General features: G+C 43.9%; 12 protein-coding genes. 4 read left to right on the forward strand and 8 right to left on the reverse strand.

Annotated features, from left to right (window positions below; genetic code table 11):
- Positions 1–32: 32 nt before the first annotated feature.
- The 3 genes from LKX84_RS07115 to ileS are packed head-to-tail and all read right to left on the reverse strand — an operon-like array spanning position 33 to position 4,467.
- Entirely contained in the window at positions 33–653 is a 621-nt protein-coding gene (locus LKX84_RS07115) for a hypothetical protein (RefSeq protein WP_228236443.1), read from the reverse strand.
- Positions 654–682: 29 nt separating this feature from the next.
- Entirely contained in the window at positions 683–1,063 is a 381-nt protein-coding gene (locus LKX84_RS07120; protein ID WP_228236444.1) for a TraR/DksA family transcriptional regulator, read from the reverse strand.
- A 2-nt stretch (positions 1,064–1,065) separates the two neighbouring features.
- Positions 1,066–4,467 carry an isoleucine--tRNA ligase gene (gene ileS, locus LKX84_RS07125; RefSeq protein ID WP_228236445.1) on the reverse strand — a complete coding sequence of 1,134 codons (3,402 nt, stop codon included), beginning with the start codon at positions 4,465–4,467 and terminating at the stop codon, positions 1,066–1,068.
- Positions 4,468–4,645: 178 nt separating this feature from the next.
- On the opposite strand from ileS, the gene LKX84_RS07130 reads away from it, so the two are divergent.
- A complete protein-coding gene (locus LKX84_RS07130) occupies positions 4,646–4,933 on the forward strand; it encodes a hypothetical protein (RefSeq protein ID WP_228236446.1) in 288 nt (95 codons plus the stop codon).
- A 54-nt stretch (positions 4,934–4,987) separates the two neighbouring features.
- On the opposite strand, the gene LKX84_RS07135 is transcribed toward LKX84_RS07130, so the two are convergent.
- From LKX84_RS07135 to LKX84_RS07150, 4 genes are all read right to left on the reverse strand, one after another.
- Positions 4,988–7,408 carry a TonB-dependent receptor domain-containing protein gene (locus LKX84_RS07135; RefSeq protein WP_228236447.1) on the reverse strand — a complete coding sequence of 807 codons (2,421 nt, stop codon included), beginning with the start codon at positions 7,406–7,408 and terminating at the stop codon, positions 4,988–4,990.
- 2 nt (positions 7,409–7,410) lie between these two features.
- Positions 7,411–8,130, reverse strand: a complete 720-nt coding sequence (recO, locus tag LKX84_RS07140; protein WP_228236448.1) for a DNA repair protein RecO — start codon at positions 8,128–8,130, stop codon at positions 7,411–7,413.
- An 89-nt stretch (positions 8,131–8,219) separates the two neighbouring features.
- Positions 8,220–9,563, reverse strand: a complete 1,344-nt coding sequence (gene gdhA, locus LKX84_RS07145; protein ID WP_228236449.1) for an NADP-specific glutamate dehydrogenase — start codon at positions 9,561–9,563, stop codon at positions 8,220–8,222.
- Between the two features lie 129 nt (positions 9,564–9,692).
- Entirely contained in the window at positions 9,693–10,847 is a 1,155-nt protein-coding gene (locus LKX84_RS07150) for a cystathionine gamma-synthase (protein WP_228236450.1), read from the reverse strand.
- Positions 10,848–10,933: 86 nt separating this feature from the next.
- On the opposite strand from LKX84_RS07150, the gene LKX84_RS07155 reads away from it, so the two are divergent.
- Positions 10,934–11,677: a DUF3298 and DUF4163 domain-containing protein gene (locus tag LKX84_RS07155; protein ID WP_228236451.1), complete on the forward strand. Its 744-nt coding sequence runs from the start codon at positions 10,934–10,936 to the stop codon at positions 11,675–11,677.
- Here LKX84_RS07155 and LKX84_RS07160 read toward each other — a convergent pair.
- The gene (locus tag LKX84_RS07160; RefSeq protein WP_228236452.1) at positions 11,674–12,141 is read right to left on the reverse strand and encodes a DinB family protein; all 468 of its coding nucleotides are present in this window, start codon (positions 12,139–12,141) and stop codon (positions 11,674–11,676) included. The two genes, LKX84_RS07155 and LKX84_RS07160, sit on opposite strands and share 4 nt — an antisense overlap.
- Before the next feature lie 182 nt (positions 12,142–12,323).
- On the opposite strand from LKX84_RS07160, the gene LKX84_RS07165 reads away from it, so the two are divergent.
- Positions 12,324–12,677: an arsenate reductase family protein gene (locus LKX84_RS07165; RefSeq protein ID WP_228236453.1), complete on the forward strand. Its 354-nt coding sequence runs from the start codon at positions 12,324–12,326 to the stop codon at positions 12,675–12,677.
- Positions 12,674–13,570 (forward strand): DMT family transporter, encoded by an 897-nt coding sequence (locus tag LKX84_RS07170; RefSeq protein WP_228236454.1) that lies wholly within the window; start codon positions 12,674–12,676, stop codon positions 13,568–13,570. Before LKX84_RS07165 ends, LKX84_RS07170 begins: the two co-directional genes overlap by 4 nt.
- Positions 13,571–13,581 lie beyond the last annotated feature (11 nt).

A 13,581-nucleotide genomic window follows, 5' to 3' on the forward strand; every position in this document is an offset into this window, starting at 1 on the left:
TTGTTAGTAAAGCGGTTGCAAAAATATAGATATTATTTTGTTTTCCTGAGATGGATATTACCCTCAACGGTCTTTAACACAAATTGGTCGTTCCCAAAGGGAATGGTTTCCTGTTCCACGTGCCCATAGGAGCTTTCGGCCAAAATGTCACCACTGGGTGCCGTTAGCCAAATATCTCCCTTTTGGGTCACCACCTCCACGGTTTCCGTAACGTTCTCCAAGGTACATCTACCATCCGACAGGGTAACATTAAGATTTTCATAATTGCCCGAAACCTTAACATCGCAATTGGTACCGTAAACCGCAACACTTTTATATTGTGGCACAGTAATTTCCAAGGCTATGGAAACTACCTTATGGGCACTCAGTTTGTCGTTCGGATCAATGAACAGGGGTTGAAAGCCGGCGCTGATCAGGGCAGTGGTACCCGTTTCTTCTATGGAAATGAGCAAATCCTTGGCATACTCCCCTTCCATACTGGCCGATACTTGTACCTCATCGGTCTTTGAAGTCTTCAAATCGATGTGGTAGCAATATTCCGAATCTATCTGTATGAAATCGATATTGGGGTCTATAAATGCCTTCTTCACCAGTTTTTGCCCGTTCAAGGACAGCATGGCGAACATGAGCAATATGGTTATCGATTCCTTCATAAATAAAAAAACGCCCGAAGGCGTTTTAGTTATTGCATGTTTTTCGCCTCAATGCTCAGAGTGGCATGTGGAACCAATTTTAAACGCTCCTTGTTGATGAGCTTTCCGGTTACACGACAAATACCATACGTCTTGTTCTCGATGCGCATCAAGGCATTCTTGAGGTCCCTGATGAATTTTTCTTGACGGATGGCCAACTGTGTATTGGCTTCCTTGCTCATGGTCTCTGAACCTTCCTCAAAGGCTTTGAAGGTTGGGGAGGTGTCATCGGTTCCATTGTTCCCATCGTTCATATAGGAACTCTTCAAAAGTTCCAGATGACTCTTTGCCTTCTCCATTTTTTCTTCGATCAAGACCCTGAATTCCTCCAACTCTTTATCTGAGTATCTTACTTTTAGTTCTTCTTCCATGGTTAATGTTTTTGGATAAACAATTTTGTATTCACTTCATCAAAGGCGATGGCTACGCCTTCCTCTAATATTTCTTCGAAGTTGAGCTCTGCGGTCAAGGTTTCATTTTTGATGTATTCCTCGTTGCTCGTTATGGCACTTTCCACAAAGCCGTCCTTCAATATTTTGATATCGATTTTATCGGTCACTTCAAATCCGGATTCCTTGCGAAGGTTCTGGATCCTGTTCACAAGCTCCCTTGCAATCCCTTCGTTTTTCAGGGTCTCATCAATGGTCACATCCAAAGCAACCGTTAACGGACCGGAGCTTGCAACCAACCAACCTTCAATATCCTGGGAACTGATTTCTACATCGGCTAACTGTAAATTAACGGTTTTATTTTCCAATTGAAGTGTTAATTCTCCGTTACGCTCCATTTTTTGGATATCCTCCTGACCCATCTGGGAAACCACGGCGGCAATGGCCTTCATATCCTTACCAAATTTCGGGCCCAAGACCTTAAAATTGGGTTTTATTTGTTTCACCAATATTCCCGAAGCATCATCCAACAACTGGATTTCCTTCACGTTCACTTCGGATTTGATCAAATTGGAAACCGCTTGAATGTCCGATTTCTGATCTGCATCCAACACCGGAATCATGATCTTTTGCAAGGGCTGGCGCACCTTGATCTTTTCCTTCTGACGGATGGAAAGCACCAAGGAGGAAATCTTCTGTGCCAATTGCATCTTGCGTTCCAATTTTTGGTTGACCATGGCAGGGTCGTAAACTGGAAACTCTGCCAAGTGTACACTTTCAAAACCTTCCTTACCGGTCACGGCATCCAAATCTTTGTACAATCGATCCATAAAGAAAGGGGCAACGGGTGCCGATAGTTTGGCCACAGTCACCAAGCAAGTATAGAGGGTTTGATAGGCAGAGATCTTATCCAACTCATAATCTCCCTTCCAGAAACGCCTCCTACTCAATCGTACATACCAGTTGCTCAAGTTCTCCTGCACATAATCCGAAATCATTCTAGATGCCCTAGTGGCCTCATAATCGGCATAGGCCTCATCCACATTCTTGATCAATGTGTGGAGTTCGGACAAGATCCACTGGTCTATCTCCGGCCTTTCCTGCAATGGAATTTCAGCCTCGGAATAGTTGAACTCGTCAATATTGGCATATAGTGACATAAAGGAATAGGTATTGTAAAGGGTTCCGAAGAACTTACGCTTTACCTCAACAATTCCATCTATATCAAATTTGAGGTTGTCCCAAGGGTTGGCATTTGAAATCATGTACCAACGGGTAGCATCCGGACCATGTTCGGGCAATACCTCGAAAGGATCCACGGCGTTACCCAAACGTTTGGACATTTTCTTCCCTTCCTTATCGAGTACCAAACCGTTGGAAACCACATTTCGGTAGGCAATACTATCGAACACCATAGTGGCGATGGCATGCAGGGTATAAAACCAACCACGGGTCTGGTCCACTCCTTCGGCAATAAAATTGGCCGGGAAGGCAACACCATCATCAATCAATTCTTTGTTTTCAAAAGGATAGTGCCATTGCGCATAGGGCATGGAGCCACTGTCGAACCAAACATCGATAAGGTCCGATTCCCTTTTCATAGGCTGACCACTTGGCGAAACCAAGGTAATGCCATCCACTATATTTTTGTGCAGGTCAATTTTGTCGTAATTATCCTCACTCATATCGCCCACCGTAAAATCGGCGAACACATCCTTGTCCAAAACTCCAGCTTCAACAGCCTTGGCCATTTCGGTCTTCAACTCTTCCACAGAACCGATGATCATTTCCTCTTTGCCATCCTCCGTTCTCCAAATAGGCAATGGAATACCCCAATACCTAGACCGGGAAAGGTTCCAGTCGTTGGCATTGGCCAACCAGTTGCCAAATCGACCTTCTCCCGTTGCCTTTGGCTTCCAGTTGATGGTTTGGTTGAGTTCGAACATACGATCCTTTACATCGGTTACCTTGATGAACCATGAGTTCAACGGATAGTACAAAATGGGTTTATCAGTTCGCCAGCAGTTGGGATAACTGTGCACGTATTTCTCTACCTTGAAGGCTTTGTTCTCTTCCTTTAGTTTTATGGCAATCTCAACATCCACTGATTTTTCAGGAGCTTCACCATCTTCGTAATATTCGTTCTTTACGTACTTGCCGGCGTACTCCCGCAACTCCGGACGGAACTTTCCTTGAAGGTCTACCAACGGAACTGGGTTTCCATTCTCGTCCAAGACCAACATGGGAGGCACTTCAGGTTCTGCCTGTTTGGCGGCCATGGCATCATCCGCACCAAAGGTGGGTGCCGTGTGTACAATACCGGTACCATCTTCTGTGGTCACGAAATCCCCGGCAATGACCCTAAAGGCATTTTCGGGATTTTGATACGGCTGTACGTAGTCTATTAATTGTTCGTATCGGATTCCGACCAAATCCTTACCCAAAAAGCTTTCACCTACCAAAAATGGAATCTTTTTATCACTTTCTTTAAAACTGGCCAGTTCCTCTTCGGTTTCAACCTTTGTGAACTTTCCAGAGAAATTATAATTCACCAAGTTTTTCGCCAAAACAACCGTGATTGGCTCGAAAGTATATTGGTTATGGGACTTTACCAGAACGTATTCAATTTTAGGCCCAACCGTTAAAGCTGTGTTGGAAGGAAGGGTCCAAGGAGTGGTCGTCCATGCCAAAAAGAAGATATCACCTTCCACATGCTTCAAGAAATCGGGAAGGGAATCCTTTTTAGCTTTGAACTGCGCCGTAACCGTGGTGTCCGTTACATCTTGGTAGGTGCCGGGTTGGTTCAATTCGTGCGAGCTCAATCCCGTACCCGCCTTTGGCGAATACGGCTGGATGGTATATCCCTTGTATAAAAGTCCTTTGTCGTAAATCTGTTTCAGCAACCACCATACCGACTCCATGTACTTGGGTTTGTAGGTGATATACGGATCGTCCATATCTACCCAGTACCCAATTTTCTCTGTCATGTCGTTCCAGACATCAGTATAGCGCATGACCGCTTTTTTACAGGCGGCATTGTATTCTTCAACAGAAATCTTTTTGCCGATATCCTCCTTGGTGATACCGAGTTCCTTCTCCACACCAATCTCGATAGGAAGTCCGTGGGTATCCCATCCGGCCTTACGTTTTACCTGAAAACCTTTCATGGTCTTGTACCTTGGAAAGATATCTTTTATGGTACGGGCCATTACGTGGTGAATACCGGGCATACCATTTGCGGAAGGGGGGCCTTCATAAAACACATAACTTTCCTTGCCCTCCCTGGTGGAAACACTCTTTTCAAATATTTGTTTGTCCTTCCAAAAGTCCAGAACTTCTTCCGATACTTTAGGCAAATCCAATCCTTTATATTCCGCAAACTTCATAACCTGCTATTCCTTCTCAATTTCAAGTTTGCAAAATTATAAATTTAGATGGAATTATGGGCTACGCAATTGCCTAAGAATCCACATAACAGCCTTAACCTAAATATGATACCCTTTCTGGGGTGAAATAGGCCATAATTCTGTACCTTCATCCTCCTAAACACTAAACCATTTTGTAATGAAAAGAGTAATCATCGGGGCTCTTGCCCTAACGATGTCCCTATCGGTCCTGACTTCGTGTAAGGACGCCGCGGACAAGGCAAAAGAAGCCTCCGAGGAAGCGAGTGAAGCTTTGGAAGAAACAGGAAAAGACCTAAAAGAAGCCGCCAATGATGCAGCCGATGCGCTGAAAGAAGCTGGTGAAGATGCCAAGGAATTGGGTGAGCAAGCCATTGACAGTCTTAAAAAGGCAGGCAAAGAGGTGAAAGAAGAGGCCAAAAAGGTGATAGATAGCATCAAAATCTAAACACGAAAACAGGATAAAAGAAAAGGCTCGGAAGTTTCCGAGCCTTTATTTTTTCTAAAACACATACCCTACACCCAAAATTAAATTGGTGCCCGGGGCCACAATGCCCGAGGAATACATTCGGTACCGCTGGTTGGTGATGTTTTCCAAGCCCACACTTGCCTTTAGCGCATTGGTGATCTGGTATTGCGATTTGAAGTTCAATGTATACCATGATGGGGAATACGGATTGCCATTGGCATCACTGGCATAAATGTAATCCTTGCTCTGTTCGGAGAGTGTTAAATCCTCATTGCTCACTTCCCCATTAAAATTCAGGAATACATCAGCTTTTAACTTTTGGTCTTGCCAAACCAAATGGGCATCGCCAAAAAGTGGTGGGGCATGCCTAGCCGGACTGTCTGTACCATCATCATCTTCTTCGGTTCCTTCGGTGATGGTGAGGTTGGATGCCAATGAAAGATTCTTGTTAAAATACGTTTCGAGACCAAGTTCAAACCCATACACATAGGTTCTGGCTGCATTCTGTATGGCCTGAACATTGCTCAATTCGCCATTGTATTCAATTTCATTTTGCCCGTTGAAGGTGAAGTCCCTTCTCACCAAGGCATCTACCAAATAAGTGTAGTATGCTGCCCCTTTCAGTACCAAAACATCATTGAAGTTTTTCCTCAAACCCAGTTCGCCATTGTAGGCATATTCAGGTTCCAGATCAGGATTAGGCACTACAACCGACCCAGGTTCAGAATCGAAGATTTTGCCAATATCATCAATATTGGGTGCCCTAAAACCAGTGGAACCGTTCAAGGTTACCTGAAAATCGGACCATGGAAACCAACTGAATCCCAAACTACCGGTCAAAGCCCCGGTTACGATATCGGCTTCATCAAAAGGGAAGGGGTAAAAGGTGTTCTCAAATTTTGCATCTACCCAAACTTGACTATATCGAATACCGGACAAGAGACTGAAATTGGGTTTTATCTGATACTCACTGTTCACGTATCCTGCCAAGGTCTGCCAAGTGGCCCCATCAGGATAACGGGAAGCAGTGGGTTGCACTTCATCGGTTTCGATATCCTTTACACTGCCCGATGAATGTACCTTGTTGAACACATATTCGGCTCCGTAGTACAAGCGGAAATTGCCCATTTTTTTATTCTCAAAATCGAGGTTGACTGAAACCGCATCCACCTTTTCTTTTGTGGAATACAATTCCACATCCTGAAAACCCCTGTCGTGACGGCTTTCCTCAAAAAATTGATAGGCCGTGGTGAGTTTTACCCCATCATAAAATTTGTTCTTTCCTTTCTGTGTAATCTGAAAATTACCCATGAACCATTTCTGTGGACCATAGTACCATTCGGCGGAACGCAGGCCCAATCCGTTACTGGTGGGACGAATCAACCGATCGTATCGTGAATAATCCGAAGTCTCCGAATAATAGAGTCCCAAATCGTATTTCCAGGTGCTGCTTGGCCTGTAGGAAAACTTTTGAAGAAAATTCAATTGGTCATAACCCGTAACTACCTGTTTCCTTGGATCATCATTGGTTACAAGCACATCGGTCCCGTTCTCGGTGATGACGTAATTGTTTCTCAAATACGAATCCGGACCGTGTTTGCCCATTTTCAGATCATCAAAATTGTTGTAGGTGAAGCTGGTATACGATGCCCATTTTTTCTGCCCAAAATTAAAATCGATGTGGGCCGTATTCTCATTGTTGGCCGTGGAAAACCTATAATCGGCATTCCCAGTGATGGTCAGGCTATCGGTATAGGAAAAATGGGGTTGTTTCGTGTAGAAACTCATCACCCCTCCAATGGCATCGCTGCCATAGATAACAGAACCAGGACCGAAGGTAATCTCGGTCTTTTTAACGGTGAAGGGATCAATGGAAATCACGTTTTGAAGGTTACCTCCCCTAAAAATAGCGTTGTTCATCCGAACACCATCCACCGAAAGGAGCAACCGATTGGTGGAAAATCCCCTGATCATGGGGCTGCCTCCACCCAATTGACTTTTTTGAACGAATACCTTTCCACTGTTCTGTAAAAGATCGGCAGAAGTCTGAGGGGTGGTAAAAGCGATGCTTCGATCGTCAAGGGTTTCTACTTTTTGTGGAATCTGCTTTTTTTGCTGCTCCCATTTGGAAACGGACATGACCACTTCTTGAAGCTGTTCCGTTTTTTGATGAAGGTACACTCGGTTACCTCTTTTGGCAAGCTGCGATTTAGTGGTTACAAAGGTTTCATAACTGATGTGCTTGAACGTAATTTTTTCATCGTTTGAAAAAACATCCAAGTTGATTTTACCATTGGCATCCGAAACGGTGGACTTAGACTGATCCTTGTTGAAAACGGCAATATTGTCAATAGGAACTCCGGTATCGGCATCCAATACGGTGGTTTCTTGAGCAAAAAGGGCAATGGAAAAAAATAAAAGAATTAAGGTTGAGGTTGGTTTTAGGTTACGCATTATTAATTGAACACTGCATTTAATACGGCGAGGGACTTCGGTTCCCTGAATCCGTGCACATGCAATCGGTAGAACAGTATCACCATTTTTAAGAGTTCCCGCCTGTTAGACTTAGTTAGTTGTATCGCATTTAATGCATCAAAATTCGTGCCTAAAAATTTCTTAAAATCCAACAATATTTCGCTATGCATCAATGGGTTAAGTGATGGTGATGGGCAAAATTCCCCTTCCTGAAGATCAAAAAAAGGCAAATCTTGAAGAGATGTATCCGGATAGAACCCCAAATACTTGCTCAGGTTGAGCAAAAACAGGATATGGTAATCGGGCGGCAGGGGATGCGCATCCAGCCATTGCAAGCTATACTCCAAATAATTGAAAAGACTTTGATCCTGCTCTTGTTCATGGATGCTGTTGCCCAACATTTCGGCCAAAAAAAGCACCACGCTATTCTTTACAATATCGGTGTGGAGCGTTTTGTAGGGAACGGCCACCTTCACCTCACGGATACTTTCCAGAGTACCCTTGTTCTTATGGTAGGCTTCAATTTCCAATTGCATCAATGGAAGGAAATAGGCGGATTTCAACTTCCCTTTTTTGGAGGCCAAGACCCCCTTCAACAAATAGGACTTTAACCCATCCGATTCGGTAAAGGCGCGAACGATCAAACTGGTATCCCCATATTTCAGGGAGGAGAGAACAATGGCCTTGGTTGTTACTTGCATGGGCTAAAAAAAGAAGCAGTTACCGGAAGTGTAAAAATAAACACAACTTCCGGCAACTGCCAACCAAAAACCATTCTAGATGGTCTAAACTATATGACCCCTTGGGCCAACATGGCGTCTGCAACCTTTACGAAACCAGCAATATTGGCTCCTTTAACATAGTTGCAATAACCCCCTTCTTCTTGACCGTATTGGATACAGGCATCGTGGATTCCAGACATAATGCCTTTTAAACGTTCATCAACTTCCTCACGGGTCCAGCTGATACGAAGCGAGTTTTGGGACATTTCCAAACCTGAAGTGGCCACACCACCTGCGTTGGATGCTTTACCAGGAGCAAACAAGATCTTGGCATTATGGAATGCATGTACCGCTTCCGGGGTAGAAGGCATATTGGCTCCTTCCGCCACGGCAATACATCCATTTTTGATCAAGATGGCGGCATCATCACCGTTCAACTCGTTTTGTGTAGCACAAGGAAGTGCAATGTCACAACTTACTTTCCATGGGGTTTCACCCTTGTGAAAGGAAGCTGAAGCATATTTATCCGCATATTCGGAAATACGACCACGCTTGTTGTTCTTCAAGTCCATGACGAAGGCCAACTTGTCCGCATCAATACCATCCTTATCTAAAATATAACCGCTGGAATCGGACAACGTCAACACCTTTCCTCCCATTTGAAGTACTTTTTCGGCAGCATACTGGGCCACGTTTCCTGATCCGGAAATGACCACTTTCTTGCCTTTGAAAGATTCCCCTTTGGTTTTAAGCATACTATCGGCAAAGTAAACGGTTCCATAACCGGTAGCTTCCGGACGGATCAATGATCCACCCCAAGAAAGACCTTTTCCGGTCAATACACCTGTAAACTCATTTCGGATTTTCTTGTACATCCCAAAAAGGAACCCGATCTCACGGGCACCTACCCCAATATCCCCTGCAGGAACGTCGGTATTCGGACCTATATGACGGCAAAGCTCGGTCATGAAAGCATGGCAAAAACGCATGATCTCATCATCCGATTTTCCTTTTGGATCAAAATCGGAACCCCCTTTACCTCCACCCATTGGAAGGGTGGTCAAACTATTTTTGAAGACTTGCTCAAACGCCAAGAACTTCAATACGCTGGCATTCACGGTTGGGTGAAAACGAAGTCCCCCTTTGTATGGGCCGATTGCGGAGTTCATTTGGATACGGTATCCACGGTTTACATGGATCTCCCCTGCATCATCAACCCACGCCACTCGGAACGAAATCAATCGCTCTGGCTCCACCATGCGCAAAAGGATATTCTTCCCATGATAAATGTCGTGCTGAACAATGTACGGAATCACAGTTTCCGCTACTTCCTGCACGGCTTGAATGAATTCAGGTTCATGACCGTTTCTGGCCTTCACCTCATCCATAAATGCTTTGATTTTTTCTTCCATATTCGGATTAAAATTAGTTGTCCCCTCGCACTGGCTCTGGGGTGATTTTTAGTGAATTATGAATTTGACGGCAAAATTATATTATTTCCATAATTTGAACATTTATTTTTTATAAATTTTTCAAAATGTTTAGGTGAGGGCTTGCTCCAAATCGTCCATTAAATCCTCTACATCCTCAATGCCCACACTCAACCGGATCAAGGCATCTACCACTCCGCTTTTTTCCCGTTCTTCTTTTGGAATGCTCGCATGCGTCATACTGGCTGGGTGGCCGGCCAAACTTTCCACACCACCTAACGACTCAGCAAGGGTAAATATTTTCAGTTTCTCCACAATTTTTATGGCATCTTGATAGCTTCCGCCTTTGGGTATGAAGGAAATCATCCCACCAAATCCACTCATTTGATTCTTGGCCACTTTGTGATTGGGATGGTTCTCAAAACCAGGCCAATACACCTTTTCTATTTTTGGATGGTTGTTGAGAAAGTGAGCAATGGCCTCCCCATTTTCACAGTGCCGCTGCATTCGAACGTGCAGCGTTTTGATTCCGCGGAGGGTCAAAAAACTATCCATTGGGCCACAAACGGCTCCACTGGCATTCTGGATAAAATACAATCGGTCTGCCAATTCCTTGTCGCTAACCACCAAGGCTCCCACGACCACATCACTGTGCCCGCCCAAATATTTGGTGGCCGAATGCATTACAATATCGACACCAAGATCCAACGGTCTTTGTAGATACGGAGTGGCAAAGGTGTTGTCCACCGCCAGCAACAAACCGTGCTTTTTGGTGATTTCGGAAACAGCTTTTAGGTCGATAATATTCATCATCGGGTTGGTTGGCGTTTCTACCCAAACCAACTTGGTCTTCTCATTGATTTGTGACGAAATGTTGTTCACATCGCTCATATCCACAAACCGAAAAGTGATCCCAAATTTTTCATAGACCCTTTTAAAGAGTCGGTAACTGCCTCCATAAAGGTCACTTGTTGAAATGACCTCATCACCCGGTGACAGCAATTTTATGACCGCATCAATAGCCGCCAATCCACTACCGAAGGCCATACCGTATTCTCCATTTTCAATACTGGCCAATGCCTTTTCCAAAGCCGTTCGGGTGGGGTTGGCGCTTCTGGAATATTCATAACCCAAATGCCCTCCCGGAGTGGATTGGGCATAAGTAGAGGTTTGATAAATTGGAGGCATCACGGCGCCATAGGCTTTATCCGGATGTTGCCCACCGTGTATAGTCTTACTGTTGAATTTTAACTCTTTTTTGCTCATATGGGTCCTTTCTACCTACAAATGTATCGTTATCTTTCGGCGTTTTCAATGAAGTCTTATTTTTGAAAGCTTTAAAACCCCAGTCCATGAAAAAATGCCTTGGCGTAATCTTGATACTTTCTTTTGTTTTTGGTTGTGAAACGGAAAGCAAACTTACTTTTGACACCCTTCAACTTGCAGGTGAAAACTGCAAAAATTGCCCAAAAATTGACATTACCATCCCCAATGCCATGGAGGAATCTTCCGTGGCCACGGCCATCAACAGATCTTTGAGCGAGGAAATTATTTCGCTCCTTTCATTCACTGCGGATGGAGACATTGATAGCATTGACAAGGCCATTGCTTCCTTTAGTGATAGTTATAAAGAAATAAAGGAAAAATTTCCAGAGGAACCGGCTTGGGAAGCCCAAATCGATGGAGAAGTGGTGTATGAGGATGCGAACATTGTAACCATCAAATTGAACTCTTATTCTTTTACCGGGGGTGCCCATGGATATGCCTCCACCTCTTTTTTGAATTTTGATAAAGTGGAAGGAACGGAGTTGGAAAACTACGATCTATTTGAAGATTATGAGGGGTTTGCCCAATTCGCCGAAGCCCAATTTCGGAACCAGGAAAAAATTCCACAGGACAAAAACATCAATGCCACTGGATTTATGTTCGAAGGCGATGCGTTCCATTTAGCTCAAAATTTGGGCTACACCCCAAAAGGAATACAAATGGTGTACAACCAGTACGAAGTGGCTTCCTACGCAGATGGACCCATTGTATTGACACTTTCTTTTAAGGACATCAACAAATTCTTGAAATTCAAGACCATTAAACCCTAACAATCCCTTTCCAAAGCGTGCTTTAAGGCCAATATGGCACCGAGGTGCAAGCCTTCATGGAAAACATTGAAAGCTAGGGCATCTTCCGCACTGCTCAATCCAATTTTAACCGAGGTCATGTATTCTTGAAAGTTGTTGAACCTGCCGTGTTCGTAATCCAGTTGAATGTGTTTGATCGTGCTGAACAAGTAGGCATCTATTTTCTCCATTTCTGCTTTGGAAGGCTCACCGTTTGGGAAAGTTCCCTTTCGGTATTTATCAATCAATTCCTTTTCAATGGTAAAATCACGACCGCTTAACCCGTACATCAGTAATTGTGGAGTTACCACTACATGGGCAATGTTCCACCAAATGTTATTGTTGAATCCTTCGGGAATCCTGAAAAGGTCCTCATGTGGGGTATTATGCAGAAAATCATGAAGTATCTTTCTGTTTTTCAGCAAGATGTCGAATAATTTTTCCATGACATGGTTTTATTTGGTTCGATAAAACTAGTCTTAAAATTCGAAAAGCACCTATGACAAATCAACAAAAATGAACATTTCAAAGAAATAAAACACCTTGGTCAAAACCTGTTGAATTTACCTTTTCTTCATATGAAATGGAGTAAATTTGCCTTCCTTTGGCAATTCATCACCAAAATATCATGAAAAAAATTTACCACTTGGGCAGTTGCTCAACCTGTCAGCGCATTCTTAAAGATTTGGAACCTTTGGACGGGGTGCTACTTCAAGAAATCAAATCGGAACCCATGACAGCCGCACAAGTTGATGAAATGAAGGAATTAGCAGGAAGTTACGAAGCCCTCTTTAGCAAAAGGGCCATGCTGTTTCGGCAAAAAGGTCTTCATGAGAAAGCACTTTCCGAACAGGATTACAGGGAATTGATCTTGGAGCACTATACCTTTCTGAAAAGACCTGTCATTCTAGTTGATGGGAAGATTTTTGTGGGTAACGCCAAGAATACGGTCCAAGCGGCCAAGGAAGCGTTGCATCCATGAGTAAAAGAACCCTGGCCATATTGGCTGCCATTGGGGCCACAACCATCTATGGCATTAACCATACTGTGGCCAAAGGGGTTATGCCCACCTATGTTCAGCCCTTTGGCTTTATTTTATTGAGGGTCACCGGCGCCGCCATCCTTTTTTGGATCATCTCCATTTTTGGCCCCAAGGAAAAAATTGAACGTAAAGATTGGGGTCGGATTTTGGCATGCTCCGCCTTGGGCATGGTAATAAATATGCTTTCCTTTTTTAAAGGGCTACAACTTTCCACACCCATCAATAGTGCGGTGTTGGTAACCATCACTCCTATTATTGTTGTGATTTTGTCCGCTTTGTTTTTGAGTGAAAGAATCACTTTAAACAAGGGTCTTGGGGTATTCCTTGGTTTTGTAGGCGCACTAGGGCTTATTCTTTTTGGGGTCGAAATTAGACAGGATGCACCCAATATTCCATTCGGTAATTTTCTGTTGATCGTGAATGCCTCCTCTTATGGTGCCTACCTGATCGTTGTAAAAAAACTGATTGAAAAATATCACCCCTTCACCTTGATGAAATGGTTGTTCACCATTGCCATCGTCATTAATCTGCCCATTACCTTGCCTGAAGTTATGCAAATGGATTGGGCCAACATCCCATTGTGGGCCTATGGTTCCATTGCCTTTGTGGTCATCGGCACCACTTTTACCACTTACCTGTTCAATGTTTTTGCCCTGACCCAACTCAAGGCCTCTACCGTTGGGGCTTTTGTTTACCTTCAACCTTTGGTCGGAATCATATTTGCCCTAATCGCGGGAAAGGACCACCTCACTTTAATAAAAGTGGCCGCCACAGCACTAGTTTTTATAGGTGTGTATTTGGCCAGTAAAAAGCCAAAACCTAATCTGGGGTAGTTGTACAGTTT

This window comes from Allomuricauda sp. M10 (genome assembly GCF_020782875.1).
In the GTDB taxonomy this organism is placed as follows: domain Bacteria; phylum Bacteroidota; class Bacteroidia; order Flavobacteriales; family Flavobacteriaceae; genus Flagellimonas.

Excerpts from the sequence above, each read along its gene's own strand:
- LKX84_RS07135 (WP_228236447.1), bottom strand. The coding sequence starts at position 7,408 with ATGCGTAACCTAAAACCAACCTCAACCTTAATTCTTTTATTTTTTTCC.
- LKX84_RS07170 (WP_228236454.1), top strand. The coding sequence starts at position 12,674 with ATGAGTAAAAGAACCCTGGCCATATTGGCTGCCATTGGGGCCACAACC.
- LKX84_RS07160 (WP_228236452.1), bottom strand. The coding sequence starts at position 12,141 with ATGGAAAAATTATTCGACATCTTGCTGAAAAACAGAAAGATACTTCAT.
- LKX84_RS07115 (WP_228236443.1), bottom strand. The coding sequence starts at position 653 with ATGAAGGAATCGATAACCATATTGCTCATGTTCGCCATGCTGTCCTTG.
- LKX84_RS07155 (WP_228236451.1), top strand. The coding sequence starts at position 10,934 with ATGAAAAAATGCCTTGGCGTAATCTTGATACTTTCTTTTGTTTTTGGT.
- LKX84_RS07165 (WP_228236453.1), top strand. The coding sequence starts at position 12,324 with ATGAAAAAAATTTACCACTTGGGCAGTTGCTCAACCTGTCAGCGCATT.
- gdhA (WP_228236449.1), bottom strand. The coding sequence starts at position 9,563 with ATGGAAGAAAAAATCAAAGCATTTATGGATGAGGTGAAGGCCAGAAAC.
- LKX84_RS07150 (WP_228236450.1), bottom strand. The coding sequence starts at position 10,847 with ATGAGCAAAAAAGAGTTAAAATTCAACAGTAAGACTATACACGGTGGG.
- ileS (WP_228236445.1), bottom strand. The coding sequence starts at position 4,467 with ATGAAGTTTGCGGAATATAAAGGATTGGATTTGCCTAAAGTATCGGAA.
- LKX84_RS07130 (WP_228236446.1), top strand. The coding sequence starts at position 4,646 with ATGAAAAGAGTAATCATCGGGGCTCTTGCCCTAACGATGTCCCTATCG.
- recO (WP_228236448.1), bottom strand. The coding sequence starts at position 8,130 with ATGCAAGTAACAACCAAGGCCATTGTTCTCTCCTCCCTGAAATATGGG.
- LKX84_RS07120 (WP_228236444.1), bottom strand. The coding sequence starts at position 1,063 with ATGGAAGAAGAACTAAAAGTAAGATACTCAGATAAAGAGTTGGAGGAA.